Genomic DNA, 26,879 nt, shown 5'->3' with positions numbered 1-26,879 from the left:
GCGGTCAACCCAGCTGTGCCAGGCCCTCGGTGGCGATCCGCTCGAAGACCGTGAGGTCGTTCTCGAAGATCGAGTCGGGCACCGGCCAGTGGATCACCAACTCGGTGATCCCCAACTCCCGGTAGGTGCCCGCCCAGTCGACGAAGGCGTCCAGCGAGGCGAGCGGGCGTTCGGCCGTCGAGCCCTGCAACAGCATCTTCTCCAGCTCGTTCACGTCCCGGCCCTGCGCCTCGCAGGCAGCGGTGAGCTTGGCGAGCTGTCCCGCGATCACCGCCGGGGCCTGCGCCACGGGCACGTCCGCCGGGCCTCGCGCGTCACCGTAGGTGACCCAGCCCTGCCCGTACTCCGCCGCCAGCCGCAGCCCGCGCGGGCCGGTGGCCGCCACGTAGAACGGCACCCGCGGCCGCTGCACGCAGCCGGGGATGTTCCGCGCCTCGACGGCCGAGTAGTAGCGGCCCTCGGCGGTCGTGGCGTCCTCGGTCAGCAGCCGGTCCAGCAACGGCAGGAACTCCCCGAGCCGGTCCGCCCGCTCCTTCGGCGTCCACGCCTCCTGCCCCATCGCCGTCGCGTCGAACCCGTCCCCGCCGGCCCCGATCCCCACGGTCAGCCGCCCGCCGGACACGTCGTCGACCGTCAGCAGCTCCTTGGCCAGCGTCACGGGGTGCCGGAAGTTCGGCGACGTCACGAGCGTGCCCAGCCGGATCCGCTCGGTCGCGGTGGCGGCCGCCGTCAGCGTCGGCACCGCCCCGAACCAGGTCTCCTGCCGGAAGGACCGCCAGGAGAGGTGGTCATAGGTGTACGCGGCATGGAACCCGAGGTCCTCGGCCCGCCGCCAGATCTTCTGTCCCTCGTTCCACCGGTGGATGGGGAGGATCACTGTGCTCAGACGCATGGCTCCGACCCTACGGGAGTCGTGTCCACTTGCTGTGAACGTCGGGCCGAGAACGGCCCTCGCCGCTCACACATGATGTAATACACTACTGGCGTGGACAGACAGCGCCCTGGCAAGACCCGAGTCACCAGCGTCTCCCTGCGCGCCGAGACCCTTGAGGCGATTCGCGCACGCGCTGGCAAGCAGGGCGTCTCCTCCTACATCGAGGAGGCCGTCCAACGACAGCTCCAGCGCGAAGCCATCGACGATTACATCGTGGCTGCCGAAGCCGAGCACGGGCCGGTGGATCCGGCCGAGGTGGCGGCCAGGGCCGAGCGCGTCCGCGCACACCACACTGCTCACCGCGGTGACTCCGCCCCGGCGGACGCCGCGTGAGCGGCGCCCTTGTTCTGGACAGCGAGGCTCTCTCGAAGCTCTCCCGGCGGCATCGCGACATGACTGTGTGGCTGGATGTCGCCCGCACGCTGGATCTTCTGGTGGTGACGAGCGCGGCCACACTGGTAGAGGCGCGCGACCCCGAGGTGCCGCAGGCGGCGTTCGACCACGCTGTCTCCCTGGCCAAGGTGCGTCCCGTCACGGAGGAGATCGCACGTGCGGCGAGCAAGCTCCTGGCAGTCGAGGGGCTTCATGGTCACAAGTACGCCATCGACGCCATGCTCGCAGCCACCGCGCACCTTGAGCACGGTGACGTGACGATCGTGACGAGTGACCCCGAGGACCTGTATCGGCTGTGTCACCGCCACATCGCGGTCGAGCCGATCTGACGTCTTGGCCCTGCCTGTTCCGCTTCTTGCAGTGCGCCGTCCCAGCTCAGGGGAGGATCGCGGTACTCAAGCGCATAGCGACGACCCTACGTCCCGGGAGGGCCGCAGGGGTGGTGCATATCGCAGTATGCTTGTGCCATGCCAGCCACGACACGCATCACGGTCACCCTCCCGAGCGAGCAGGTGGCCGAGCTGAAGAAGCTCACGGACAACGTCTCCGGCTACGTCGCCGAGGCCGTGGCCCGCCAGATCCGGCACCAGCTGCTGGGCGAGGAGGTACGCCGCCACGAGGAGGAGTACGGGTTGTTTACCGAGGAGGAGCTGGCTGCGGCGAATGCCAGGATCTTCGGATCGACCAACCACGACAGCTCGGCGAACGCCGCGTGAGCATCCGCATCGAGACCGTCGTGCTGGACTCTCAGGGGCTGTCCTCCTGGGTCTCGCAGGAGCGTGGCACACTCGCGCTGCTCCGGTCCTTCCACTCGATGGCGGCTGATCTGGTGGTCGGCGCCAACACCATCGTGGAGGTCATGCATGCGCGGGTGAGCACTCCTCGACTGAACTGGGTGCTCTCACAGGTCAAGGTCGAGGCGGTCACCGAACAGGCGGCGCGAGCGGCAGCCGAACTGCTGAAGCAGACCGGCCTGCACGGACACAAGTACGCGATCGATGCGACCGTCGCCGAGATGGCGCTTCGTCAGCCGGCACCGGTGGCCATGCTCACCTCGAACGTCGATGACATGGCCAAGCTCTGCGGCGACCGCGTCCGGCTCATCGCCATCTGAGCCGGAAACAAGGCGGCCTGGGTGGCCGTCAAGGCACTGGGCGGGCGGTGCCGAGCTGCGGTCGCGCAACAGGGAACCCCGGCCGGCGGGCGGCTGGGGTTCCCTGAGGTGGTGGACGTGGCGGTCAGTGTGGGGCGGGCGGGGTCAGTGCTGGAGGGTGAGGAGGCCGGGGCGCCAGGGCAGTTGGTCGTAGGGGCCGGTCGCGGTGGGGGACTTGCCCTGGTAGAGGAGCTGGAGGTTGCAGGGGTCGATGGTCATGGTCTGGTCGGGGTTGTTGCGGACCAGGTCACCGTGGCTGATGTCGTTGGTCCAGGTGGCACCGCTGTTGGCCTTGCCCGCGAAGGGGTTGCTCTCGGTGCCGGCCTGGGGGGTCCACGAGCCGTTCAGGCTGCTGGCGGTGAACGAGCGGAAGTAGCGCTGCTCGTTGGCACCGCGGGCCTCGACGAGCATGAGGTACTGGTTCTGCCCCTGGACCTTGTAGACCTGGGGCGCCTCGAACAGGTTCTTCGCCGAGTTGCTCATGACCGTGGTGGAGGAGGAGCCGAAGGTGCCCGGGAAGTTCCCGATCGGCATGCTCGCCCGGTAGATGCTGCCGTTGTCACCGGCGAAGAACAGGTACATGTTCTGGTCGTCGGCGATCAGGGTCTGGTCGATCGGGCCGGTTCCGGAGCCGGGGATGCTGCCGGTGAACAGCGGCTGCGGCGCGGACCAGCCGTTGGGGTTGGTGGGTTCGCTCGACGTGCGGTAGATGAACGGCCACTGGCCCCACTGGTACGCCAGCACCCAGATGTGCTTGGGCGCGAAGTAGAACAGCGTGGGTGCCACCGCGGACTGGCTCATCGCGCTCTGGCCGGCCGACGCCATGTCGGACCAGTTCGTGAACGGGCTGAACACCATCGAGCCGTAGGTCGATCCCGAGACGGTCGACGCGTAGACCAGGTGCTTGCCGTTGTACACCACGTCGGTGAAGTCCTTCACCGCGGCCAACCCGTTCGACGGCTGCGCCAGCGCGCCCGTCGACGTCCAACGGTACGTCGAGGGAAGGGCACACGTGCCGCCCGTCGGTGTCGCTGTCGCTGTCGGTGCTGGTGTCGGTGCCGGTGTCGTCGACGCGGAGGGTGTGAAGCTCCAGTGCTGGTTGGCGCCGCCGTTGGAGTCCCAGACCTGGACGGGGGTGCCGTTGGCGGTCTGACCTGCGGGGATCGCCAGTGCTCGGCGGCTGGCGACGTTGGTCAGGGTGTAGGAGCCGTCGGCGTTGCGGGCGGCCTTCCAGTGCTGGTTGGCGCCGCCGTTGGCGTCCCAGACCTCCATCCTCGTCCCGTTGCCCGTCTGGTTGCCCGGCTCGTCCAGCACCCGGCCGCTGGCGACGTTGGTCAGCGTGTAGGAGCCGTCGCCGTTCCGGGCGGCCCGCCACTGCTGGTTGGTGGCGCCGCTGGCGTCCCAGACCTGGAGCGGGGTGGCGTTTCCGTTCTGTCCCACGTACTCGTCGAGAGCACGTCCGGCGGCTACGTCGGAGAGCGTGTAGACGGTGCCGGGGGTGATGCCGCCGCCCGGCGTTCCGCCGCCGCCGGCGGCGCCGGCCAGGGTGGTGAGGACCGCGTTGTAGGCGGCCTTCTTGTTGCCGTTGCCGTCGAACAGCAGCGGGTCCTCACCGGTGCGCCAGGAGTCGCTGTCGCGGATGCCCCACACCGTGATGCCCGTGCAGCGGGCGACGTTGAGGCAGTCCTGGACGGTGGTGGTGTACGCGGCTGCGGACGCCTGGGCGATGTCGAGTTCGGTGATCTGGACGTCCACGCCGAGCGCGGCGAAGTTGGACAGGGTGGTCTGGAAGTCGGCCGGCGGGCCGCCGGCGCCGAAGTGGCTCTGGAAGCCGACGCAGTCGATGGGTACGCCGCGGGACTTGAAGTCCTTGACCATGGCGTAGACGCCCTGGGTCTTGGCGTCCGTCCAGTTCTCTATGTTGTAGTCGTTGTAGCACAGCTTGGCCGAGGGGTCGGCGTTCCGGGCGGTGCGGAAGGCCTCCTCGATGAAGCCGTTGCCCAGCACGTTCTGGAACACGGAGCTGCGGTGCCGGCCGCTGCCGTCGTCGGCGAAGGCCTCGTTGACCACGTCCCAGGCGTAGATCTTGCCCTTGTAGTGGGTCATCTCGGTGGTGATGTGGTTGTCCATCACACTGCGAAGGGTGGTGGCATCGGTGATGGAGCTGACCCAGCCGGGCAGTTGGGAGTGCCAGACCAGGGTGTGGCCGCGCATGCGCTGGCCGTGCGCGTCGGCGTGGCTGACGATCGCGTCGGCGGGGGCGAAGTTGAAGGCTCCGCGGGAGGGTTCGGTGGTGTCCCACTTCATCTCGTTCTCGGGGGTGATCGTGTTGAACTCCCGGTCGAGAACGGTGGCGTACGTCGAGTCACCGAGCCTGCCCCCAGCCACCGCCGTGCCGAAGTAGCGGCCGCTGCCCGCCGCCGCACCGGCGAGCGTGGTCGGCGTCCCGCCGTTCGACGTGAACGCGGCCTCGGCGACCAGCGGGACGGCGGCACCCACGGCGGCGAGAGCCACGGCGGCGGCGAGCAGCCGGCGGGTTGCCGGGCGGCGGCGATGAGAACGTTTCTGACGTGGCAACGGCTTGTCCTTCTGGCGCGGGAGCCTTGGTCTCGGCCCCGGTTGCCCGTCAGTTGCCGCCACACGCCAGAAGGTTGCCGCGATCCGGCAGGAGCACGTTGCCGCCGCTTCGGGTCAGAAGAAGGTCTTGTCCCAGTCGCCGGTGACGAGGCACCGCACGGCGTTCTCGAAGCCGTGCGCGACCCGCTGGATCCCGGCGTCTCCGCCGAGCAGGATGTCGCCGTTCTCGGCCAGCAGCAGGACCTCGTCGGTGGTGAACGCGGCACCGACCGGGAGGACCGGTTGGCCGATCCGCCGGGCGTAGAAGCGCACGTTCCTGGCGGGAGCGTCGAGCGCCTTCTCGACCGAGGTCGAGACCTCCTCCTCCCACTCCCGGAACCGCCAGGCGACGGTGAGTTCGGCGTAGTCGGCCAGGAACTCCCGCAGCTGCCCGGTGGCCTCGTAGCCCTCCTCGGCGTACTGCCGGCAGGCGTCCTCGACGTCCAGGGGGCCGGTCTCGAAGCGGGTCGCGTCGGCGAGGGTGGCGCGCAGCTTCTCGAGGACCGGGCGCCCGGTGGTGTCGCTCATCCCGACAGCGCCTCTCCTCCGAAACCGGGCACCCATGTCTGGCAGTTCGCGCACATCTTGACCCTCCTCATCAGTCGGCGCCGTGCGGATACCCGCCGTGCGCAGGGCTACCCGCTCAGCCTGGCGTCGACCGTTCCCGTCCTGGTCCCGCCGCCGAGTGACGCCTCGTCATACTGTTGGGGGGAAGCCCCGCTGGGCCCGACCCGAGGTCGGGGGTCAGCCGCTGGGTGCGAGGTACGCCCCGGTGGTCGTCGCGGCTTGCCACTGCCGTTCGGTCACGCGGCAGGAGAGCAGGGTCGCCTGGCTGAAATCGGCGTCCGTGGTGTCGGCGTCCTCGAAATCGCAGCCCTGTAGTGCGGCTCCGCGCAGGTCGGCGCCGCGCAGGAGCGAGCCGCGCAGCGAGATGCGGCCGCGGCAGCGCGACAGGTTCGCGCCGCGGAGGTCGGCGCGGTCGAGGTCGGCGTCGAGGAGGTGCGCGCCGGACAGGTTCGCGTCGGCGAGGACGGCGGCCACGGCGGTGGCGCCGTCGAGGAGTGCTCCGGACAGGTCCGCCCCGGTCAGGTCGCGGCCGTCCAGCGGGGCGCCGCGCAGGTCGCGGCCGCCGGGCGGGGAGTCGTCGGCGAGGGCCGCTTCGAGGGCGCGACGGCCCTCGGGCCCGGACCACCGGGCGCGCAGGGCCTCGCGCAGCGGCTGCGGGAAGTCGAAGCCGTGCAGTACGGTCGGCGGGCGCTGCGCCGGCGGCTCGCTGCGGCTTGGGGCCTCGGACCCCGGGAGGTCCAGCCGGGCGCCCGTCAGGTTCGCCCCGGCCAGGTTCGCCGCCGTGAGGTCGGCGCCCAGCAGGTTCGCGCCGGTCAGGTCCGCGCGCACCAGATCGGCCTGACGGAAGTCGCTCGCCCGCAGCATGGTGTCGACGAGCTTGGCCTCCTCGAAGCGGCACCCGGTGAACCGGGCTTTGCCAGTGGCGTCGGAGAGGTCGGCCCGGCGCAGGTCCGATCCCGTGAAGTCGGCCTCGTCCAGCCGCGCGCCGCGCAGGTCGGCGTCGGCCAGGACGGCCGACCGGACCGAGGCCTCGGAGAGGTCCGCGGCGCGCAGGTCGGCGCCGCGCAGATCCAGTCCGTCCAGCGGGGCGCCGCGCAGGTCTCGACTGCCCGGTTCCGGTTCGTCCTGGAACGCCTCGTCCGCGTACGGGAGTTCGGCCACCGCGTCGTACCACCGGCCGCCGCTCTGCAGGCCGGTGACCGCTGCGGCCAGGGCCGCCGCGCCCTGCGGGGTCAGCCAGCGGGCACGCAGCTGCTCGGGCGACGCCAGCGGGGCGAAGACCCCGTGGAGCTCCGGAAAGCCGTCCTCGTCCGTCATACCCGTCCTCCGGTCCGCCCGCGCCGATGGTCCTGCCCGCACCGACGATCCTGCCCGCACCGACGATCCTGCCCGCGCGTCACGATCCCGGCGGCCACTCATGATACGGAGGCGTCGTGCCGTGTCCGATCCCGTGCAGGAAGCTGCTGAGCCGCCCGGCCTGGCGGTTGCTGGCCCTGACGTAGCCGGCGAGCATGCTCCGGTCCTCCTCGCTGAGATCTCCGCCCTTGATCAGTTGCCGGCCGAGGGTCTTGGCGACGCCCTTCATGCCGTCGCGGGCCTGCTGGAGGTCGGAGATGTGCGAGTAGGGCCGGCCGTCCTTCTTGCGCGCCACCACGATGCCGGCGGCCTCCTGGCGGGCCGCGGAGTAGTGGTTGTGCCCGGCTTGGGCGTTCGCCTCGCCGATCGGGTCACGCATCAGGTTGTGATACTTCGTGATCGCCTGCTGCGCTTCCTCGGAGATGCCGGGCGGCGCCTCCTCCGGAGCTCCCTCGGGCGTCGCCGGGTGCGGTGACAGGCCGAGCGGGTCCGCCCAGGTGTGCGGGTTGTGGACGTACGTGTCGGGGTTGGGGTGCGGGACCAGGCCGAGCGGGTCGGGGGCGGTGTAGCGGGCGGTCTCGGGGTCGTAGTACCGGTTGACGTTGTAGTGCAGCCGGGTTTCGGGGTCGAAGTACTGGCCGGGGAAGCGCAGCGGGGTGTAGGTGCTGCTGTCGGACGGCCAGCTGGTGTGTCCCCAGAGCGTGGGCGTGGCGCGCCAGGCGATGGTGGCGGTGGCCGGGTCGACGAGTTCGGTGGGCGTGCCGACCAGGTCGGTGACGATGGCGAAGAACCGGCGGTCGACCTGTTCCTGTGCCGTGATGGTCTCGGTCTGGGCCAGCGGTTGCAGGCCCTGGTGGTCCCAGCTGAGGGTGTGCGGGCCGGGGAGGTAGGGGGCGTGCGTGGTCTGTTCGGCGAGGGTGAACCCGTCCCAGGTGAACTCGGTCCGCTCCTCGACGGTGACCGCGTCGGCCGCCAGGCGGTGTTTGGCGATGCGCCGGGCGAACGGGTCGTAGAGGTAGCGCCAGCGGGTGCCGTCGGGAGTGGTGACCTCGGTGAGCCGGTCCTCGGCGTCCCAGGTGTAGCGCCAGCTGTCGGGCTTGCGGGAGAGCCGGGTGACCTGACGCAAGGTCACCCGCCCCGCGTCGTCGTACTCGTAGCGGACCCGGCCGGCAGTGGTGAGCTGGGTGCCGGTGTAGGTCCGGTCGCCGCGGGCCGCCTCGGTCGCGCCGGTGGCGGGCCAGTCGGCGCTGGTCAGGTTGCCCGCCTGGTCGTAGGCGTACCGCTCGCTCCAGCCGGCGGCGTGCACGGCGGTGACGCGTCCGGTCGGGTCGAGTTCGAAGGTGCGCTGTCCGGCGAGCCGGTCGTCGACGCCGGTGAGGTGGCCGTCCGCGCGGTAGCTGTAGCCGCGCTGCTGGACGACGGCGGACGCTGCGCGCAGGGTGTGGCCGGTGAGCCGGTGAAGGCTGTCCCAGCTGCTGACGAGGGTGAGGGAGCCGTCGACGGTGCGTTGCTCCTCCCGTCCGGCCAGGTCGTAGGCGAAGTCGAACGCGCCGCTGGAGGTGGCGAGTTGGGTGGGCCGGCCGGACGGGTCGTAGCTCCAGGAGCTGGTGTGGCCGCTGGGCGTGCGCCGACCGGTCCGGCGACCGCCGGCGTCGTGGGTGAGGGTGAGGGCGCGGCCGTTGACGCTCTCGCTGAGCAGGTTGCCGAGGGCGTCGAAGGAGCGGATCACGTCCGCGTCGGCGTTGGTCGCCCGGACGAGCCGCCCCGCCAGGTCGTACGCGTAGCTGGTGGTACGGCCGTCGGCGTCGCGGCCGACCGCGCGGCCCAGCAGGTCGTAGGTCTGCCGGACGGTCTGTCCCAGCGGGTTCGTCAGCGCGATGACCTGGCCGGCCGCGTCGAGCTCGTAGCCGAGGGTGCGGCCCTGGAAGTCGGTCTCGCCGGTCAGCCGGCCGGCCGCGTCGTACCGGTACGTCCACTGCCGGCCGAGGGCGTCGGTGACCGCGGTGAGCTGCATGTTCGCGTCGTGGGTGAAGGCGATGCGGGCGCCGGTGGGCGAGGTCCGGGCGGCCAGCGTCTCGAAGTGGGTGTACTCCAGGGCGGTGGTGCGGCCGAGCTGGTCGGTGTGGGTCAGGCAGTTGCCCTCGCCGTCGTACGTCCAGGTCTCGGTGGCGCCGTCGGCGGTGGTGCGGGAGGCGAGCCGGCCCTCGGTGGTCCAGCCGAACCGAACGGTCGACCCGAGCGGGTCGGTGACGGCGGCGGTACGGCCGAAGCGGTCGCGGGTGAAGCGGGTGGTGGTGCCGGTGGCATCGGTGATCTCGACGGGCAGGCCGGCGGCGTCGCAGCGGAGCCGGACGGTGTTCCCCAGCGGGTCGGTGACGGCGGCGAGGTGGCCGTACTCGTCGTAGCCGTAGCGGGTGGTGGCGCCGAGCGGGTCGGTCAGGGAGGTGCGTCGACCGGCTTCGTCGTACGTCTGCCGCCAGGCGGCGCCGCCCGGTTCGACGATCACCGTCGGCAGGCCGAGGACGCCGAGGTACTCGGCGGTGGCCGTCTCGCCGTCGGCGCGGGTGAGCGAGACGAGGTCGCCGGCGCCGTCGTACGTGTAGTGGGTGCTGCGGCCCAGCGGGTCGGTCTCGACCAGCAGGCGGTCGTAGGCGTCCCGCTCGAAGCGGGTGGTGTTCCCCAACGCGTCGATCCTGGCGACGATCTGGGCGTGCTCGTTGACGTGGTAGGTCGTCGTGTGGCCCAGCGCGTTGGTCTCGGTGTGGACCCGGACGGCCGTCACGGGGTCGGGCTCGCCGTAGCTGAAGCGGAAGCTGAGCGCGCCGTCGAGGCCGCCCTCGTCCACCACCCGGTCCAACTGGTCGTAGCTGTAACGGTAGTGGCTGCTGTTGCGGTCGGTCCAGGAGAGGATGCGCCCGGTGGCGTCGTTGGCGAACCGCAGCGGTTTCCCGGACGAGTTGTAGACCGAGGTCAGGTGGCCGTCGGTGTAGCCGTAGCGCACCAGCAGGACGTCGTGGCCGTCCTCGCCGCCACCGGCCAGGCGCAGGGCGGTGATCCGCCTGCCGTCCACGGTGACGAGGAGGCGGTAGCCGCCGCTGTGGGTGATGCCGAGCGGGGTGCCGTGGTCGTCGTAGGCGAGGTCGTAGTGGCGTCCGAAGCGGTCCCGGACCCGGGTGAGCAGGGCCTCGCGGCCGCCCGCGGCGACGGTGAACTCCCGTACCAGGCCGGTGGATGTGTCGGTGAGCGCATAGCCGCCCGGCGCGAGTTCCAGGTCGCGGCGCACCCCGGCGCTCGCCTGGACGGCGTCGTCCGGCTGCGGGTGGGGGTAGGCCTGGGTGCGGCGGTCGGCGCCGATGTGAACGACGCCCTCGGCGTCGATCTCCAGGCGTTCGTCGAAGGTGCAGACCCACCGCGGGCCCATCCACCGCCCGGCCTGGTAGCCGGACTCGAAGTTGCGGGTGAACAGCAGCGGCAGCGAGCCGGGCAGCGAGGCGTCGACCTGGTCGATGAACATCCGCCCGGTGGCCATGTCGACGGGTTCGCCGCCCTCGCAGACCGCGTCGTCCTTGCGGCCGGCCTCGCGTGGGTTGTCGGCCTGCTTGCGACCCGAACCCGAACCGCCCTCGCCGTCCCCGCCCTTGCCGCCACGGCCGCCGCCCTCGCCGGGCAGGTGGGGTTCGTGCGGGGCGTCCTTCTTGCCGTCCTCCAGGATCTTCTTGAGTTCGGCTTCGTGCTTGGCGTCGGTCTCGGCGGTGTTCTTCGCCACTGTCTTCAGTTTGCTGCCGGCCGAGTGGTAGAAGTCCTTGACCGTCTTGCCGGCGTCCTCCGCGAGGGCTTTGCCGAGCTTCTTGGCGCCGTCCTCCAGCGCTTTGACGATCTGGTTGCTCATGTGAAGTCCACCCCTGCCAGCTTGCCGCGCAGCGCTTCGGCGTGCCCGGCCACCTCCTGTGCGTGCCCGTTCATCGTCTCCGCGTGGTCCTCCAGCGCGGCCGGGTCGATCTTGAACCCAGAACCGCCCGCCCCCGCACTGCCCGAGACGCCCAGGATCCCCGACACCGCCGAGAACGCGAGCCCGTTGACGGCCTTGGCGACCACGGCGACCAGCGGCGTGATCGCGGCCTCGATCACCTGGCCGATGACGTACTGCTCCAGCTGCTGTTCGAGGTAGTCGGTGATCTGCTCCGCGCCCTCGACGATCAGGGCCATGCCGGCCTCCGCCAGACCGAAGGTCGCCACTGCCGCGGCCTGGTCGGCCAGGAACGTCACCGCCAGCGCGCCGAGTTCGCCGATGGCCTGCATCTTCATCGCGACGATCACACCGGCGGCCGCGTCCAACGCGGTCGCCACCGTGTGGCAGGCGTCGACCAGCTCGCTCATGTGGCTGGACGACAGGTGCGCCCAGGTCGACACCAGCGCCTCGTAGGAACCGCCCTGGTAGTCGGCGGCCATCGCACTGACCGTCCCGGTGGCCTTCTGGTGCGTCCCGTCCACATTGTCCGCGAACTCGCGTATGTGTGTGGCGAGTTCGCGGACCTTGTCCTCGTTCACGTTCGGCCAGTTCACCCCGATGAACTGAAGCATCGACACAACTTCGCCAGGTAGCTCGATCGCCACAGTGACCCCCGTCCACTCCTCTGCGCGACCACGCGAAGGTAGCGCACGACGCTGACAGGGAACAGCAGTTCCAGAGTTCCTCCGCAGAACCGCTACGTGCCGGGGTTGGCTTCGGTGAGCCACGACGTCCATGCGCCAATCCGACTCCATTGCCGCCCCGGGCGGCGTGCGAAAAGCTCCTGGTGTGCCACCGGGACACCGGAACGGTACTGAACTGGACACCTTTGGAAAGGGGTTGATTCACATGTCTGACAACGAGCTGACCGCAGCGCTCGAGGAGGTTCTCGCCTCCTTCGACAGCGAGGTCGACGGCGGCATGGGCGAGCGCGAGTACGAGCTGGCCCGCGGCACCGCCGAGTGGTAAATCGCGGTCCGAGCCGTGCCTAGTGCCGGCTGAGGATCGAGGGTGCCGGCCTCGGGAACTCTCCCGGGGCCGGCACCTCCGGTAATCCGGGCCGTTGTGGTCCCCGGTGCAGGAAAGCAACGGAGTCATGGGAATACAGGGTGGGACCCGGACAGGAGGCGGACGGCGATGGATGAGGTAACTCCGGGCGGCGTTCCGCCGTGGCACGCTGACTCCACTCTTGAATGGGCTCCGGCCGATCAGGTCATGCTGCTCTGCGGTGCGCCGCACGACACGGTCTCGTGCCTGTCGCAGGCGGGGTTCGCGGCGGGCGACCTGGTGGTCACCGTGCTCGCGCCGGCCGCCGGGTTCGAGAACCTGTCGGGAACGGACGTGCTGCTGAACGCCCTTCTCCCGCTGGTCGAGGCGGCCGTGTCGGCCGAGGTGTACGCCGACTTCCGCGAACGCCACAGCCGGGTGCTCGACCTGCTGTCGGCGCCCGGACACCGCGACCAGATCGGGCGGCTGGTTCCGATGTCCGAGGCCGCGGCACTGGGCACCACCCGCCGGATCAGCCGTGAGTCGCACACCAGCTCGCTGTGGATCGACGAGGCGGCCCGCCTGGTCGCCAACTGCGCCCTGCTGATCGGTGAGAGCTCCCGCCTGGTGCTGGAGGTGGACCGACTCGACAGCTGGGACCGCCCCTCCCTGCGGGTGCTGTACCGCGCCGCGCTGATCTCGCCGTCCGGCGCCGGCCGGCTGACGGTCCGCGGCCGGATGCGCCGTCACCGCTCCGACGCGCCCGTCGCCCGGATCATCGACCGGCTGCGCGCCACCTTCTTCTCGAACATCGCGGCCCGCAGCGGGGTCGTCGTCCACCCCGCTCCCGACGACGCGCCGGTCGCCGACGGCGGCCGGTGGACCGAGCCCGGGGCGGCGGAGGCCTCCACCGTCGTGGGGCGCGCGATCGCGGCTGGAATGCCGAGCCTGCTGCGCCTGGTGGGCGACTCGCTCGCGCTGCAGAACTTCGAGCGGGTCCGGCTCCTCATCGCCACCGCCCTGGCCATGGACACCTTCGGGACGGATCCGGAGGAGGACGCCGCCACCCGGGTGCAGCTCAGGCGGCTGGAGGCGATCTGCGCCGCGCAGGAGGGCGACATCGCCGGTGCCGAGACGCTGCTCGACGAGGCCGTGTCGATGACCGGCCGGCCCGAGGTGAAGGCGCACCTGTACTACCTGCTCGCGCTGATCGCCACCAAGCGCAACTACGACCTGGTCCGGGCCCGTTCGCTCTACGCCGAGGCCCGCGCCGCGCTGGCGGAGGTCGTCGACCCGAACGTGGACGTCCTGGTGGAGCGCGCCTGGGTCGGCAACGGACTGGCGCTGGTCGCCGCGATGGAGGGCCGTCGCGCCACCGACGTCGCCGTGCGGGAGGCCCGGTTCGCCGAGGCGTACCGGGAGGAGCTGGAGGCCTTCGCGACCGTCAAGGGCCTGCCCGGGATGAGCGCCTTCTATCTGCGCTACAACCTCGGCTACAACCTGTCGTTCCTGATGGAGATCACCGGCCGGCCGGACCAGGCCCAGCACTTCCTCACCTCCGTCTCCGCGGTCCTGCGCAAGGCCGCCCGCGCGGACTACGGCGCGCTGTACCACTACGCCATCGGCCTGCTCAGGCTGCGCAACGGGGACCTGGACGGTGCGGCCGAGTCGCTGCGCCAGGGGATCGGCCTCGCGGAGCACCTGCGCGACCCGTTCTATCTGGAGCGGATGCTCTCCGCGCTCGGGTACGTGGAGCACAAGCGCGGCCGTCACGACGAGGCCTTCACCGTCTACCGGGAGGGCGCCAGGCTGGCGCGCTGGCTGCGGGACGAGGACGCCTACCGGGAGCAGCTCGCCGGACTGCTGTGGTCCACGGTGCTGGGCGGTCTCGAACGCGACCGGCACCTGCTCGACGCCGCGGCCCGCTGGTTCCCGCAGGCGGTCGGCGCGGTCGGCAGGGGTGATGCCGCGGCCGGGGCGGCGGCGCTGCACGAGGCCGGCGCCGAGCTGCTGGTCCCCTCCTCGAAGCTTCCCTCGTACATTTCCACCGTCGACCTCGAAGGACGTCCCGGTATGGACCTGAACCGCTTTCTCTCCGGCGTCGGCACCACCGAGCGCCCGCAGGCCGTCCGGGGTGCCGCGTGAAGCGCGTCGCGCTGCTGTGCGGCAGCCGCAAGCCCGGTCCGGGGATCGACCGCCCCTCGGCCACCCGCAAGCTGCTCCTCGCGGTTCAGGCGGGACTCCAGGACGAGGGCGCCGAGTGGGAGCAGCTCGACCTGCGGGAGCTCGACGTCCCGCAGTTCGACGGGCGCACCTGCGAGCAGTACGGCAGCCCGGACCTCGAGCTGGTGCGGCGCACGCTGGACGAGAGCGATGTCGTGGTGCTCTCCGCCCCGGCTTACTGGAACTCGATCTCCGGACCGGTGATCAACCTCCTGAACGTGCTCGGCGGCGCCAACTACGACCCGGTGCCGGACCGCTTCCTCCCGCTCGCGGGCCGGACGGTGATCCTGCTGGTGGTCGGGGCGGACCACTCCTCCGCCTACCTCGGTGCGGCCCAGCTCCGCCAGGTGCTGACCGCCATGGGCGCCACCGTGCCCCCCACCGAGGTGGTCATCGGCAATCCGCGCCAGGTGCCCAACATGGCGGCGGTGGTCAGCTCGGTGCGCGAGCTCGGCCGGTACGCGGCGCGGGTGAACGGTGGCTGATCCGGCGGTCCCCGGCGCCGTCGCGGACCGGGCCCGGCCGCAGCTGACCATCGCCCAGACCGATCTGCTGGCCCAGCGGATGGTCGAGCACTGCGTGCGGGCGGGCGTCCTGCCGACGGCGCCGGAGGGCCTGTGGGAGGGCTACCACCGGCTGCGCCCGCTGCTGTACGACGCGTTCGAGATCCCGGACACCCACCTCACGCCGCTGGCCGCGCGGCTGCTGTACGCCGTCGCGACGATCCACCGGCCGCAGCGGGTCGCTGTCCTCGGCTGCTACGCCGGAAACCTGCTGGGCTGGGTCACCGCTCCCGGCTTCGGTCCGACCGCCTCCTACCAGGGCACCCACGCGGTGGGACTGGACGTGGACGCCGATGCGCTGGTGACGGCCGAGGGCAATCTGCGCCGGGCCGGCTTCGGCCCGGCCGCCGTCGTCGTGCGGGCCGACGCCTACGCCGCCGCGGACTTCGCCCACCTCGGCCCCTGGGACCTCGTGCTCGTCGACATCGACGAACCGGGAGCCCGCAAGGCCGGATACGCCCGGCTGGTGGAGCGCTGGGCGCCGAACCTGGCGCCTGGCGCCCTCGTACTCGCGCACGACGTCCGCCACCCGGTCTTCCAGTGGGACCTGCGGGACTACGCCGCCAGGCTGCTGGACCTCGGCGCCGAGGCCTCCACGAGCCTGCCGGTGGACGTCTGCGGAATCGAGATCACCCGCTGGGGAACCGCTCCGACCGGGGCGCGACCGTGAGCACGGCGGTGGCGGGGCGCCGGGTCCTGGTGGTCGGTGCCGGGCTGGTGGGGACGGCCACCGCGGCCGAACTCGTCCGCCGGGGCGCCGAGGTGACCTGTGCCGACCTGGACGCCGCCCGGGCCGCCGCGGTCGCGCGACAGGTGGGCTGCGCGGCGCGTGCACTGGACCTCGGTGACCGCGCAGGTACCCGGGCGGCGGTCGCCGAGCTCGGGCCGGCGCTGGTCGTGCACACCGCCGGACGCCTGCGGGCCGACGGCCGGGCCGGTGCCGCCACCGACCTGGTGGTGGACACCGTCCGCGCGACCGCGCACCTGACGGAGGCCTGCGTCGCCGAGGAGGTGCCGCGGCTGGTGCTGGCCTCCAGCCTCGCCGTGTACGGCAGCCCGGATATCACGCCGGTGCCGGAGTCCTGGCCCTGCCGCCCGCGCACCCCGTACGGCGCCGCGAAGGCCGCCGCGGAGGCCACTGTGCTGGGGCAGAGCGCCGGGACCGCCACCGTGCCCCGGATCGCCAGGCTCTGCGGGGTCTACGGACCGGGTGCGCGTCCCGATGGCGGGCAGCTGGCCGGACGGCTGATGATCCTCCTGGCGCGCCAGCTGACGGGCCGGCCGGTGCGGGTGGGCGCGGGGCTGTCCGGCCGCGAGTACCTGTACGCCGACGACGCGGCCCGGGGCCTCGTCGCGCTCGCCACCGCACCGCCCGACGGTCCGACCGTCGCCAACCTGGGCACCGGCCGGCCGCTGTCCGCCGCGGAGGTGGCCGAGGCGTTCGGTTCGCTGGGCGGCCCGGACGTCGAGCATGATCAGGACCAACAGAAGCCGACACCCTGGCAGTTGGACACCCGCGTCGCCGCGGACCAGCTGGGGTTCACCGCCCGGTTCGAGCTGGCCCGCGGGCTGGCCGACTGGGCGGCGCGCATACGAGAGAGGGGACCATGGCAGTGAGCCAGGTACCGAGCACCGCCCCAGCCGCCCGACCGGTGGACGTCCTGATCCTGTCCGGAAGCATCCGCAGCGACGGATACACCGGTGCGCTGACCCGCTACGCCGCCGAGTCGGTGCTCACCGCGGGCCACCGCCCCGTGCTCTGGGACCTCGGAAAGGACGCGCTGCCGATCGCCGACCCCGCCTACCACCGCGATCCGGCGGCCAACCCGGATCCGACCGTGCAACGGCTGGTCGCGGCGGCCCGTCGCGCCGACGCCTTTCTGCTCGCCACGCCCGTCTACCACAACTCCTACTCCGGAGTGCTGAAGAACGCCCTGGACTCCCTGTCCATGACCGAGTTCACCGGCAAGTCCGTCGGTCTGCTCGCGCACGGACCCAAGCTGACCGCCGTCCAGGCCTGCGACCACCTGCGCATCGTGGTGCGCGGCCTGTACGGGCTCTGCGTGCCCGAGCAGGCCGTCACCACGCCGGGGGACTACCGCACGCAGGAGTCGGGCGCCGTACAGCTCGGTTCGGACGCCATGCGGATCCGGGTGGACGGTCTCGTCGGAGCTGTCGGCAAGCTGGCCCGGCGGTGACCGCCGCGCCGACGGCGGGTGCCACGCTGGTGCGGCAGAGCCCGGGACGCGGGCGGTCGGCCAGTGCCATGGTCTACCTGAGCGCGGGCTCCTGGTCCGACCCCGTCGGCGCCTCCGGTCTCGCCCACCTGTACGAGCACGCCTTCTTCGCGGGCGCCGGGCCGCACCCGACCGCCGGGCGGATCGCCGCGGCGGTCTCGGCGTTGGGCTGCACGATGGATGCGCGAACGGCCGCCGAGTACTCGTACTTCCGGCTCAGCGGTCCCGACGAGACGCTGCGGGAGGCCGTGGACCTGCTGTTGACCTGCTACACCCGGCCCGGCTGGGATCCGGCCGAGCTGGCTGCCCAACGCACGGCGATCCGCAACGAGTTGAGGCTTTTCGCGGACAACAGGTCCCGGCGCCTGCGCCAGTTGGTGACTCGGGCGCTGCACGGCGACGGCCGCTTCGGGCTGCCGGCGCTGGGCGTCGCCGAGCAACTCGACGGCCTGGACCGGGAGTCGATTGCCGGATTCGCGGCCGACTCGGCCGGTCCCGGCCGACTGACCCTCCTGGTGGACAGTCCTCGGGAGGATCCCGGCATCGAGCGGACCGTCCAGCGCCATCTCCCGCTGTCGGCGGCTCCCGTCCCGCCGCCCCCCGGTCCCCACCCGCGGGCGTACGGCCCGCGCGGGCACACCGTGCTCGCCGTCCCCGGCCGGACGGTGCTGGCCGCGCTCGCCGTCCCCGGACCCTCCTACCGCCTCGGCAACCGGGACATCTATGCCCTGCGGCTGTTCCACTCCATCGTGGGCGGCATGCCGGGCAGCCGGCTGGGCGAACTGCTCCGCAACCGGCTGGGCCTGTCGTACCAGGCCAGGACCGTCCTGGAGTTGCACGCGGCGACGGGTGCGCTCCTGGTGCTCTTCAGCTGCCTGCCCGAGGACCTGGCGAAGGCCTTCGACGCGGTCCACGACCTGCTCGGTCGGGCCCTGGCCGAGCCGCCGTCCGCCGAGGAGCTCGCCCGGGCCGTCGCGGTCAACCGCGGTATCCACGTCAGGGACCGGGAGACGGCCGAGGGCCGCTGCCTGGTCACCGGGAACGAGGTGCTGCGACGCGGTGCCCCCCAGCCCGAGGAGGAGCTGTTCGCCCTGTGGGGCGATATCAGCGCCTCCGACGTGGTGACGGTGGCCCGCCGCGAACTGCGTCCGGAGTTGGCCAGGGCCGTGGTGGTCGGACCCCAGGACTGCCACCTTCCGCTGCTCGACCGCGACGAACTGCCGGGACCCTGGCACGTGGAGAGGTGATCCGCCGTGCCGGACGACCGACTTGACGAGTGGCGCGAGCTGCTCGGCCCCGCGCGGTCGGCCGTGCTGTCCGCCGACATGCGCGAGCGGCTCAGCGGATCGGGCTGGACGCTGCGCGACGACGGGTTCTGGTGCCATGCGCGGCCCCCGGGGGCGGTCCTGCCCGAGCAGGGGTGGAAGTTGCACGTCTCCACCGTCCCGACGCACGCGGCCCGCACCCTGGCCGCGTGCCTGCCGGTGTTGCGCCGGGCGCGCGTGACGTTCAAGTTCGCGGCGGACCAGGCGGTCCTGCACCAGGTGGTCTCGGCGCGCTACGAGGAGAGCGGAGTCGGGAAGTTCCTGACGGCCTATCCGGCCGATCCCCGGCAGTGCGCGCTGCTGGCCGAGAAGTTGGCCGAGGCGACGGCCGGGATGCCCGGGCCTGGCGTCTCCTCCGACGCCCGGTGGGCACCGGACAGCCCGGTCTACTACCGCTACGGCGCCGTCCGCAGCGAGCACCGGCTCGACGACCGGGGTGGGCTGGTCTCCGTCCTGACCGCTCCGGACGGGCGGCGCGTCCCCGACCCCCGGCACGGGTACGCACCGCCGGCCTGGGCTCCCGAACTGCCCCGGCCCGTCGTCCCGACCCGGCCGGGCGCGAGCTCGGGTCGGGCCACGCGGGACGGTCTTCTGCTGGCCGGGCGTTTCCGGGTGACCGGAGTCCTGCAACGCTCGTCCCGCGGAGGCGTGTTCACGGCGCTGGACCAGCAAACCGGTGCGGTCGTGGTCGTCAAGCACGTGCGCCCGCACATCGGCGCCACCGCCTTCGGCACCGACGCGCGTGACGTGCTGCGGCACGAGGCCCAGGCGCTGCGAGCGCTCGGCCCCACCGGCGCGGTGCCCGCCCTGGTGGACCTGGTCGAGCTGGGCGAGGCGCTCCTGCTCGTCCAGGAACGCCTGCCGGGAGTCAGCCTGGCCGACTGGGTACGCACCCGGTGGCGCCCCGGACGCGGCTGCGGACCGCTGGCGTTCCCGGTCGCCCGGTCGCTCGGCAAGGCGGTCGACGCCGTCCACGAGCTGGGCTGGACGCTGCGCGACCTGTCGCCGGGCAACGTCGTCGTCGACGAGCTGGGCCGGGCCCGACTGGTCGACCTGGAGCTGGCCGCCCGGCCGGACGACAGCGTCTACCGGGAGTACACCCGGGGCTACGCCGCCCCGGAACAGGTTCACGCCCCGCTGCGCGGACCGGCCCCCGGCCCCTCGGCCGACCTCCATGCGCTCGGCGGACTGCTCTTCCTGCTGGCCAGCGGCCGGGACCCGCACGCCCTCAGCGGTCTGACGCCCGCCGCCGAGCTGCTCGGCGCCCAGCTGGCCCGCGTCCCGGACGAGTCCGGCTTCGCCGCCGCGGCGGCCGGCCCGGTGGCGAGGCTCATGACCGGCGATCCGGCGCTGCGACCGCAGAAGGCGCCCGTGCTGCGGCCGGCCTCGCCGCGCCGGGCCTCCCCGCAGCCGTCCTCCCCGCAGCCGTCCTCGCCGCAGCCGATCGAGGCGCCGTCGCACCCCGCCCGCGCGATCGCGGGACTGTCGGTGCTGCTCCACGACGGCCTCGCGGACCTGGTCATGGCCGTCCTCGACGGGGGGCCGCAGGCGCTGCGGCTGACCGCCCCGCACCGCCGTCGGCGCGATCCGCGCGGCCTCCAGCACGGCATCGCCGGCCCGCTGCTGCTGCTCGCCCGAGCGCTGCGCCACGCCGACCGGTCGGGCCGGGCGGATCCGGCGGACCTGCGCGCGGCCGTGGCGCTGCTGGCCCGCGACGTGGAGCGGCACGACGCCGTGGGCCTGCTCGGTTCCGGCCCCGACCTGGGGCTGAGGACCGGCGAGGCCGGCGTGCTCTGGGCACTGTGGGAGGCGGCCGAGGCGCTGGACGACGACGACATGCGGCGTCGCTGCCTGGCCCGTGCCGTCCTCCCGCCCCGGGAGGCCACCCATCCGGAGCCCGCCCCGCGCGCGCTGGCGGGGTTGGGCCTGCTGCAGCTGCGGCTGTACCTGGCGACCGGCTCGGCCGTCATGGCGCGGGCGGCGCGGGACTGCGCCTCGACGCTGGCGGCGACGCCGACGGTGCCCACGGCCGATTCGACCGCGACGACCCTGTTCCTCCTGGAGGCGGGTGCGGCGCTGGACCACCGGCCGGCCCGGCGCGCGGCGCGCGCGGCCGTGGCCGCCATGGCGCAGGAGCTGGGCACGGCGCGCGTTGACGGCGTCCCCGACCTGGCGTACGACACCGGTCTGACCGGACGCGGGCAGGTCCTCGCCCGGGCCGCCCACCGAGGACTGCCCGGGACGGCGGACGCGCTCGCCCGCCTCTGCTCCCTCCCGCAAGGCTGGTGCACCGCGGCGCCGTTGGGGCTCGCCGGCGGCGTCGCGGGCTGGGCGGAGTTCCTGCTGGACGCGCGCGAGCCGGCTGCCGCAGACCCGACGGGCGCGGCGGGACTGTTCGACCGCTGGACCGCCGTCGCACCGCTGGTCGGTGAGTTCGCGGCGCGCGCCAACGTCCGGGACGGCCGCCTGCTGCTCCCCGACGACTCGGGCCAGGACGTCGGACACGCCCTCGGCGACGGCGTGTGCGGCCCGCTCTGGCTGCTGCTGCGACTTGTCGAGGGCGGCCCCGGGTTGTGGGACCCCCGGCCGTGGCCGCCGGCCGCGGCTCCCGGTCGAGCCGTCAGGACACCTCAGGACAAAAGCTGTTTCCGGCAGGAGGAAAGGACGCCATGACCACCACCACGACCACCACCGGCCCGCGGGTCGTCGATCTGGCCCTCGGGGATCCCGGGCATCCGGCGCCGGCCGCCGTCCGGGTGGCGCTGCGCCGGGCCGCGGAGCGGACCTCGTTCGGCTACGCCCCGGCGTCGGGGTTCGGCGCTCTGCGGGAGTCACTGGCAGAGAAGTTGACCCGGTCGAACCGGATCGCGGCGCGGCCGGGCGAGGTCGTCGTGACCACCGGCGCCAGCCAGGGCATCTACGCCACCCTGGCCGCCCTGTGCGCGCCGGGCGACCGGGTGCTCGTGCCGGCGCCCGGCTATCCGGCCTACCGGGCTGCCTGCCGCACCCTCGGGCTGGTCGTCGTCGACTACCCCGTGGGCCGGGGGCAGGACGCCGCGCCCGACTGGGCGCGGCTCGAAGCCCTGGCGGGGGACGCCCGCGTGCTGCTGTGGAACTACCCGTCCAACCCCACCGGAACGATCGCGGACCCGGCCTGGTACCCGCGGCTGTACGCGCTGCTCGACGCGCATCCGGGGCTCACCGCCGTCAGCGACGAGGTGTACGAGGAGCTGTGCTTCGACGCGCCGCACGTCTCGCCGGCCGCGGCCGCCGGCCCGGTGGCCGACCGGATCGTGTCGGTGTTCAGCTTCTCCAAGGCCTACGCGATGACCGGCATGCGCGTCGGCTACCTGCACGCCCGGGCCGAACTGGCCGCCCGGATCAGCCGCGCTCATTGGGGGGTCGGGATGTCGACGCCCGCGGTGTCCCAACTGTGCGCCCTCGCGGTCCTGCACGGCGCCGGAGACTACCCCGAGGAACACCGGGGCGTGCTGCGCGCCGGCCGGGACCTGCTCGCCGGTGCGCTCTCCGCGGCCGGACTGTCGGTCGAACTCCCCTCGGCGGGCTGCTTCCTGTGGCTGGACGTGGCCGGCAGCGGTCTGGACGGCCTGAGTTGGACTCGCGCCGCGTCGGAGCACTGTCGCGTCCTGGTCGCTCCCGGACGCGACTTCGGTCCGGACTGCGGCGACCGGGTGAGGATCAGCTTCGCCGCCCCGACCGTTCAACTCACCGCCGCGGCCGAACGCTTCAGCCGGTGGGCGGCTGCGGGCTGGCCGGGCGAGGGCCGTCCCGGTCCCGGAGCGGCGCCGTCCCCGGCGCCGTCCGCCGCTGTCGCCGTGCAGCCGTGATCGGCGACGACCGGTGGCGCGAGCGTTTCGGTACCGGTCGGCTCCAGCTGCCCAGGTACGCCCGCCTGTTGCCGAGCCGGGCCGTGCTGCTGGCCGACCACGAGGGCAAGCCCGAGGTGCACACCTGGGACCGTGCCGACGGTGCGCGGCGGCGGATCACCGATCAGCCCCGGGGGACCGTCCGGTACGCGATCGAACCGGCCGGTGGCCAGGTGTGGTGGTTCGCCGATCCGACCGGCGGTGGGCTCGGCCAGTGGTCGCGCCAACCCTTCGAGCCGGAGCCGTCCGTCGAGCCGGGGAACAGTGCGGCCGAACCGGTCGGCCCGGTCGGCCAGTCCGCCGGCCTGGTCCTGGCGGACGACGGCTACGCCCTGGCGATCGCCGCCGACGGCCGGACCCGGGTGCGCACCCGAACGGGTCGAGCCGGTCCCGCGTGCTGGTCCTGGCCCGGTGACCGGCAGTTGGCCGCGCTCGCACCGGACGGGTCGCTGCTGGCGGTCACCGATGTCGGCGACCTCGGCCCCCGCCGCCCGGACCTGCGGATCCTCGACCCGGCCGACGGCGCCGTGCTCGCCTGCCGGGCGGCGACCCGCACCGCGGCCGTCCACCCGCTGGGTTTCGAGCCCCGCCCGGGTGCGACCCGGCTGCTGCTGCAGCGCGAGGAGGAGGGCGCCCACCGGCTCCTGCTCTGGGACGTCGCGGCCGACACCGTGCGGGAGATCGAGCACGGCCTGCCCGGCGACCTGCGGGCCGAGTGGCTGCCCGACGCCTCGGGGGTGCTGGTGTGCCACGCCCGGGAGGGGCGGAGCCGGCTGGCTGTGGTGGGCCTGGACGGCCGGGTCCGTGCCGTCCCGACTCCCCCGGGCCTGGTTCGCGACGCCACCGCCCGGCCCGACGGGAGCGTGGAGTACCTGTGGTCCTCCGCCCGCTGCCCGTCCGAAGTCCGCTCCACCCGGGACGGACTGCTCTACGGCGGTCCCCGCCGCCCACCGGGCGTCCCGGTCGAGGACATCAGGGTGGACGGCCCCGGCGGTGAGGTGCACGCGCTGCTCAGCGCCCCGGCCGAGCCGCGCCGGGAGCCGGGAGCCGCGGTCTTCCTGTTGCACGGCGGTCCGGCCCTGCACGACACCGACAGCTACAACCCGCTGGTGTCGGCCTGGGTGGACCACGGCTACACCGTGGTCCGGGTCAACTACCGCGGTTCCACGGGCTACGGGCGGCGCTGGCAGGACGCCGCCCGCCCGCAGGTGGGGACGCCGGAGCTGGAGGACGTCGCCGCCGTGCGGGAGGCCCTCTGCGCCCGAGGGCGCGTCGCGCCCGGCCGGCTGGTGGTCGGCGGCTCGTCCTGGGGCGGATTCCTGGCCCTTCTGGCGGTCGGCCGCGAACCGGAGGTATGGGCGGCCGGGTTCGCCGTGGCGCCGGTCGCGGACTTCACCGCGGCCTACGCCGAGCAGACGGACCGGCTGAGAGCCCTGGACCGCACGCTGTTCGGCGGTACTCCCGAGCAGGTCCCGCACCGCTATCGCGAGGCCTCGCCGATCACCTGGGCCGACCGCGTGCGCGCGCCGCTGCTCCTGATGGCCGGCAGCCTGGACCGCCGCTGCCCGCCGGCGCAGATCGAGGACTACGCGGAGCGGGTCCGCGCGGCGGGCGGCCACGTGGAGCTCGACCGGTACGCCGGCGGCCACGAGGAGCGGCGGACGGCCGCCCAGGTGGCCCGGATGGAACGCCAGCTCGCCTTCGTCCGCCGGCACTGTCCTGCCTGAGGCGGTCGGCGGACCGCAGGGGAACTCGTGCGGAACTGCTCGGGAACGGGCTCGCTGACCATCGAAACGAGCGGGGGGCGCTCACCGACCGCCGGGACCGAGGAGTGCGCATGCCGTTGACCAGAGTTGATCTTTCCCGTGGTGCCGGTTCGCACGGCCGTGTCGCCCACCCGGCCCGCACCGGCCCGTCCGGTCCCGGCACGCCGCCCGGCCACGGCGGCACCGCGTCCGTCGCCGACGCGCTGGAGCGGCTGCTGCACACCCAGCGCGACCAGGTGCAGGCCTCGCTGGCGGCGTCGGCCGCCTGCCAGCAGGCCCTGGACCAGCTGGCGACCCAGTTCCGCGAGGTGCTGGAGCAGCCGTCCGCCGGCACCGGTCCGGTCGATCCCCTGGTGGACACCGCCCAGGTGGCCGAGCTGGTCACCACCGCCCGGACCGCGGTGCTGTCCATGCGCCCGGGCGCGGCCCCGTCCGCCGAGGAGCTGGCGGCGTCGCTGGACCGGGCCCGGGGCCTGCTGCAGCGCGGCGTCTCGGTCCGCGTGATCTACCCGGAGAGCTTCCGCAGCACCACCAGGCTGCGTCGCTACCTCAGGGAGGCCGCCGAGATGGGCGTCCAGTGCCGGTACGCCGCGGATGTGCCGCTGCGACTCGTCGTGATCGACGGCTCGAGCATGCTGCTGCCCGAGAACGCGGCCGAGGAGGGCGGCGGTCTGGTACTGGTCCGGTCCGCGCCGCTGGTCAGCGCGTGTCTCGCCTTCTACGAGCTCTGCTGGCAGAACGCCAACTGTCCGGACGGCGCGCCCCCGGCCCGGCGGCTGAGCCCCGACGCGGAGCTGACGGACGTCCAGCGGGTCGCGCTGCGGATGATGGCCGAGGGCGCCAAGGACGACCGGATCGGACGCGCGCTCGGTGTCTCGCGCCGCACGGTGAGCCGGATCATTTCCGAACTCCTGGACTTCCTGGGCACGGACAGCCGGTTCCAGGCCGGGATCCGCGCGATGCAGAACGGCTGGATCGGACCGTCGTAGGCCGGTCGTAGGCCGCCTGCCGTCCCGTTGTCCCCCTTCCCGCTTCGGAGCCCGCACGATGACCTTGCGCAACGACGTCCGAGTCCTGCGGGTGCGCCCGTTCCGGCTCTTCTGGACCGGCCAGATGATCTCCTCGTTCGGCGACGGCATGGTCGGCATCGTGACCACGTTCGCGCTGCTGAACCAGGGCAGCGGAGTCGGCGGGCTGGGTGTGGTGCTGGGGACGGGCATGCTGTTCCGCGTCCTGGCCTCGCTGCTCGGCGGCGTGACGGCGGACCGGGTGTCGCGCCGGGCGCAGATGGCGGCGGCGGACAGCGTGCGCTGCGCGGTCCAGCTGTGCCTGGCGGCGGTGGCCGCCTCGGGCCACGCCACCCCGCTGGCGCTCTCCATCGGCGGGGCGCTCTACGGGACCGCCGCGGGTTTCTACACCCCCGCCTCGGCCGGACTCATCCCGGCCCTGGTCAAGGACCGGTCGCTGTTCCAGTCGGCGGCCGCCCTGCAGTCGCTCACCCGCAGCAGCTGCATGATCGTCGGCCCCGCGGTCGCGGGACTGCTGCTCGCCAAGGCGGGCGCGGGCCTGGTCTACGGCATCGACGCGGCGACCTTCGCGGTCAACGCCACCATGCTGATGCGGATCCCCGCCACACAGGCGCGTGGGCAGCGCGGCCGGACCTTCGGCACCGATCTGGTCCAGGGCTGGCGCGAGGTGACCCAGCGGCGCTGGCTGTCGCTCAACCTCGTCGCGCACGCCGCGTGGAACCTGGGCATGGCCGCCTTCTTCGTGCTCGGCCCGGTGCTCGCCAAGCAGCACCTCGGTGGGTCGGCCGCCTGGGGCGTGGTGGCCGCCGGCATGTCGGCGGGCTCGCTCAGCGCGGGGGTCGTCGCGTTGCGCTGGCGTCCGAAACGGCCCCTGGTGGTGGGGAACCTGGCCCTCACCCTGGGAGTCCTGCCGCTGCTCGCGCTCCGGCTGGGCCTGGCCGCGCCGCTGGTGGCTGTGGCCGCGGCGGCGTCCAACGGCGGTGTGGTGATGCTCAACGCGCTGTGGACGGCCACCCTTCAGCGCACGATCCCCGGGCACGTCCTGTCCCGGATCTCGTCCTATGACACGTTGCTCAGCCTGACCACCATGCCGCTGGGCTACGCGCTGGTCGGTCCGGCCGAGCAGGCCGCTGGACAGGGCGGTGTCCTGCTCATCGGCGTCGCCCTGGTGTCCCTGCCCAGCGCGCTGGTCTGCCTGCTGCCGACCGTCCGGGGGATGCGCGCGGACCCTGTGCAGGACGACGGCGCGCAGGGGTCGCCGTCTCCCGTCCCGGCCCCAACTGCCTCATGAGGGAGGCCGGATACGATGGTCCGATGGAACAGAGTCCGCAGGACCTGGCGGTGCTTCAGCAGCTGATCGACGAGAGTGCCCGTCGTGCCTCACCGGCGATGCGCGCCTCCTTCGGGCTCCCCGAGCAGTCGCTGACGGCCGCTCAGCTGGTGCGCCGGTGCGCGGGGGTGTTCACCGCCGTACTGGCGACCACGACCGCCAAGGGCGAGCCGCGCTGCGCGCCGGTGGGCGTCCTGTTCCACCGGGGCCGGCTGCACGTCCCGACGAGCGCGGACTCCAACCGGGCACGCAATCTCGCAGCGCGTCCCGCGCTGAGCCTGAGCCTGTTCGACGACGCCGGGTTCGCCCTGATCGTGCACGGCAGCGGTGTGCTGGTCGAGCCGGGGCATGCTGACTTCGAGGCCCTGGAGGACGTGCAGTTCGCGGCGCGGGGGACCAGGGTCAGCAGCTGGGGCCGCGGGGTGTTCATCCGGATCGAGGCCGACCTGCTGTTCAGCTACGCCCGTGATCCCCAGGGGTATCCGGGCTGATCCGGCCTGCCGGC

The 26,879-nt window shown here is 73.0% G+C and carries 22 protein-coding genes; 16 read left to right on the top strand and 6 right to left on the bottom strand.

What is annotated here, in order from left to right; translation table 11 throughout:
* Window positions 1-4: 4 nt before the first annotated feature.
* The gene (locus tag BS80_RS19655) at window positions 5-892 is read right to left on the bottom strand and encodes an LLM class flavin-dependent oxidoreductase (RefSeq protein ID WP_035799150.1); all 888 of its coding nucleotides are present in this window, start codon (window positions 890-892) and stop codon (window positions 5-7) included.
* A 93-nt stretch (window positions 893-985) separates the two neighbouring features.
* Between BS80_RS19655 and BS80_RS19650 the strand changes: the two genes are divergently transcribed.
* The 4 genes from BS80_RS19650 to BS80_RS19635 all read left to right on the top strand — a co-directional run bounded on the left by BS80_RS19650 (window position 986) and on the right by BS80_RS19635 (window position 2,441).
* On the top strand, window positions 986-1,267 hold the full coding sequence (locus BS80_RS19650) for a hypothetical protein (protein WP_051966809.1): 282 nt from the start codon (window positions 986-988) through the stop codon (window positions 1,265-1,267).
* Window positions 1,264-1,656, top strand: coding sequence for a PIN domain-containing protein (locus BS80_RS19645; RefSeq protein WP_035799148.1), 393 nt, complete (start codon window positions 1,264-1,266; stop codon window positions 1,654-1,656). The genes BS80_RS19650 and BS80_RS19645 overlap by 4 nt, the downstream gene beginning before the upstream one ends.
* A gap of 138 nt (window positions 1,657-1,794) precedes the next feature.
* Complete coding sequence (locus BS80_RS19640; RefSeq protein WP_035799145.1) at window positions 1,795-2,043, top strand: type II toxin-antitoxin system CcdA family antitoxin; 249 nt, start codon at window positions 1,795-1,797, stop codon at window positions 2,041-2,043.
* The gene (locus BS80_RS19635) at window positions 2,040-2,441 is read left to right on the top strand and encodes a DNA-binding protein (protein ID WP_035799142.1); all 402 of its coding nucleotides are present in this window, start codon (window positions 2,040-2,042) and stop codon (window positions 2,439-2,441) included. The genes BS80_RS19640 and BS80_RS19635 overlap by 4 nt, the downstream gene beginning before the upstream one ends.
* Window positions 2,442-2,585: 144 nt before the next feature.
* Here BS80_RS19635 and BS80_RS19630 read toward each other — a convergent pair whose 3' ends face one another.
* The 5 genes from BS80_RS19630 to BS80_RS19605 form a co-directional block, all read right to left on the bottom strand.
* On the bottom strand, window positions 2,586-5,009 hold the full coding sequence (locus tag BS80_RS19630; RefSeq protein WP_035801968.1) for a non-reducing end alpha-L-arabinofuranosidase family hydrolase: 2,424 nt from the start codon (window positions 5,007-5,009) through the stop codon (window positions 2,586-2,588).
* Window positions 5,010-5,171: 162 nt separating this feature from the next.
* Window positions 5,172-5,624 (bottom strand): SUKH-3 domain-containing protein, encoded by a 453-nt coding sequence (locus BS80_RS19625; protein ID WP_035799138.1) that lies wholly within the window; start codon window positions 5,622-5,624, stop codon window positions 5,172-5,174.
* 216 nt (window positions 5,625-5,840) lie between these two features.
* Window positions 5,841-6,980, bottom strand: coding sequence for a pentapeptide repeat-containing protein (locus BS80_RS37870; RefSeq protein ID WP_051966808.1), 1,140 nt, complete (start codon window positions 6,978-6,980; stop codon window positions 5,841-5,843).
* A 79-nt stretch (window positions 6,981-7,059) separates the two neighbouring features.
* Entirely contained in the window at window positions 7,060-10,908 is a 3,849-nt protein-coding gene (locus BS80_RS19610; RefSeq protein ID WP_051966807.1) for a polymorphic toxin type 28 domain-containing protein, read from the bottom strand.
* Window positions 10,905-11,600: a WXG100 family type VII secretion target gene (locus BS80_RS19605; protein ID WP_232246534.1), complete on the bottom strand. Its 696-nt coding sequence runs from the start codon at window positions 11,598-11,600 to the stop codon at window positions 10,905-10,907. Before BS80_RS19605 ends, BS80_RS19610 begins: the two co-directional genes overlap by 4 nt.
* A gap of 643 nt (window positions 11,601-12,243) precedes the next feature.
* On the opposite strand from BS80_RS19605, the gene BS80_RS19600 reads away from it, so the two are divergent.
* From BS80_RS19600 to BS80_RS37860, 12 genes are all read left to right on the top strand, one after another.
* Complete coding sequence (locus BS80_RS19600) at window positions 12,244-14,160, top strand: hypothetical protein (RefSeq protein ID WP_035799133.1); 1,917 nt, start codon at window positions 12,244-12,246, stop codon at window positions 14,158-14,160.
* Window positions 14,157-14,723 carry an NADPH-dependent FMN reductase gene (locus BS80_RS37865; RefSeq protein ID WP_051966806.1) on the top strand — a complete coding sequence of 189 codons (567 nt, stop codon included), beginning with the start codon at window positions 14,157-14,159 and terminating at the stop codon, window positions 14,721-14,723. Before BS80_RS19600 ends, BS80_RS37865 begins: the two co-directional genes overlap by 4 nt.
* Entirely contained in the window at window positions 14,716-15,471 is a 756-nt protein-coding gene (locus BS80_RS40900; protein ID WP_035799130.1) for an O-methyltransferase, read from the top strand. The genes BS80_RS37865 and BS80_RS40900 overlap by 8 nt, the downstream gene beginning before the upstream one ends.
* Window positions 15,468-16,418, top strand: coding sequence for an NAD-dependent epimerase/dehydratase family protein (locus BS80_RS39485; protein ID WP_035799128.1), 951 nt, complete (start codon window positions 15,468-15,470; stop codon window positions 16,416-16,418). The genes BS80_RS40900 and BS80_RS39485 overlap by 4 nt, the downstream gene beginning before the upstream one ends.
* The gene (locus BS80_RS19580) at window positions 16,409-16,999 is read left to right on the top strand and encodes an NADPH-dependent FMN reductase (RefSeq protein ID WP_083974924.1); all 591 of its coding nucleotides are present in this window, start codon (window positions 16,409-16,411) and stop codon (window positions 16,997-16,999) included. The genes BS80_RS39485 and BS80_RS19580 overlap by 10 nt, the downstream gene beginning before the upstream one ends.
* A complete protein-coding gene (locus BS80_RS19575) occupies window positions 16,996-18,285 on the top strand; it encodes a M16 family metallopeptidase (protein ID WP_035799126.1) in 1,290 nt (429 codons plus the stop codon). The genes BS80_RS19580 and BS80_RS19575 overlap by 4 nt, the downstream gene beginning before the upstream one ends.
* Before the next feature lie 6 nt (window positions 18,286-18,291).
* A complete protein-coding gene (locus BS80_RS19570; RefSeq protein ID WP_035799123.1) occupies window positions 18,292-21,036 on the top strand; it encodes a class III lanthionine synthetase LanKC N-terminal domain-containing protein in 2,745 nt (914 codons plus the stop codon).
* Window positions 21,033-22,211 (top strand): pyridoxal phosphate-dependent aminotransferase, encoded by a 1,179-nt coding sequence (locus BS80_RS19565; RefSeq protein ID WP_035799120.1) that lies wholly within the window; start codon window positions 21,033-21,035, stop codon window positions 22,209-22,211. The genes BS80_RS19570 and BS80_RS19565 overlap by 4 nt, the downstream gene beginning before the upstream one ends.
* On the top strand, window positions 22,208-23,977 hold the full coding sequence (locus BS80_RS19560; RefSeq protein ID WP_035801957.1) for a S9 family peptidase: 1,770 nt from the start codon (window positions 22,208-22,210) through the stop codon (window positions 23,975-23,977). The genes BS80_RS19565 and BS80_RS19560 overlap by 4 nt, the downstream gene beginning before the upstream one ends.
* A gap of 110 nt (window positions 23,978-24,087) precedes the next feature.
* Window positions 24,088-25,005, top strand: a complete 918-nt coding sequence (locus BS80_RS19555; RefSeq protein WP_035799118.1) for a helix-turn-helix domain-containing protein — start codon at window positions 24,088-24,090, stop codon at window positions 25,003-25,005.
* Between the two features lie 58 nt (window positions 25,006-25,063).
* Entirely contained in the window at window positions 25,064-26,335 is a 1,272-nt protein-coding gene (locus BS80_RS19550) for an MFS transporter (RefSeq protein WP_051966803.1), read from the top strand.
* 23 nt (window positions 26,336-26,358) lie between these two features.
* Window positions 26,359-26,865, top strand: a complete 507-nt coding sequence (locus BS80_RS37860; RefSeq protein ID WP_051966802.1) for a pyridoxamine 5'-phosphate oxidase family protein — start codon at window positions 26,359-26,361, stop codon at window positions 26,863-26,865.
* Window positions 26,866-26,879 lie beyond the last annotated feature (14 nt).

The organism is Kitasatospora mediocidica KCTC 9733 (assembly GCF_000744225.1).
GTDB lineage: Bacteria > Actinomycetota > Actinomycetes > Streptomycetales > Streptomycetaceae > Kitasatospora > Kitasatospora mediocidica.
This window is presented reverse-complemented; position numbering and strand designations above follow the sequence as displayed.

Excerpts from the sequence above, each read along its gene's own strand:
- BS80_RS19655 (WP_035799150.1), bottom strand. The coding sequence starts at position 892 with ATGCGTCTGAGCACAGTGATCCTCCCCATCCACCGGTGGAACGAGGGA.
- BS80_RS19640 (WP_035799145.1), top strand. The coding sequence starts at position 1,795 with ATGCCAGCCACGACACGCATCACGGTCACCCTCCCGAGCGAGCAGGTG.
- BS80_RS19625 (WP_035799138.1), bottom strand. The coding sequence starts at position 5,624 with ATGAGCGACACCACCGGGCGCCCGGTCCTCGAGAAGCTGCGCGCCACC.
- BS80_RS37870 (WP_051966808.1), bottom strand. The coding sequence starts at position 6,980 with ATGACGGACGAGGACGGCTTTCCGGAGCTCCACGGGGTCTTCGCCCCG.
- BS80_RS19610 (WP_051966807.1), bottom strand. The coding sequence starts at position 10,908 with ATGAGCAACCAGATCGTCAAAGCGCTGGAGGACGGCGCCAAGAAGCTC.
- BS80_RS19605 (WP_232246534.1), bottom strand. The coding sequence starts at position 11,600 with ATGCTTCAGTTCATCGGGGTGAACTGGCCGAACGTGAACGAGGACAAG.
- BS80_RS19600 (WP_035799133.1), top strand. The coding sequence starts at position 12,244 with ATGCTGCTCTGCGGTGCGCCGCACGACACGGTCTCGTGCCTGTCGCAG.
- BS80_RS19580 (WP_083974924.1), top strand. The coding sequence starts at position 16,409 with ATGGCAGTGAGCCAGGTACCGAGCACCGCCCCAGCCGCCCGACCGGTG.
- BS80_RS19565 (WP_035799120.1), top strand. The coding sequence starts at position 21,033 with ATGACCACCACCACGACCACCACCGGCCCGCGGGTCGTCGATCTGGCC.
- BS80_RS19555 (WP_035799118.1), top strand. The coding sequence starts at position 24,088 with ATGCCGTTGACCAGAGTTGATCTTTCCCGTGGTGCCGGTTCGCACGGC.
- BS80_RS19550 (WP_051966803.1), top strand. The coding sequence starts at position 25,064 with ATGACCTTGCGCAACGACGTCCGAGTCCTGCGGGTGCGCCCGTTCCGG.
- BS80_RS37860 (WP_051966802.1), top strand. The coding sequence starts at position 26,359 with ATGGAACAGAGTCCGCAGGACCTGGCGGTGCTTCAGCAGCTGATCGAC.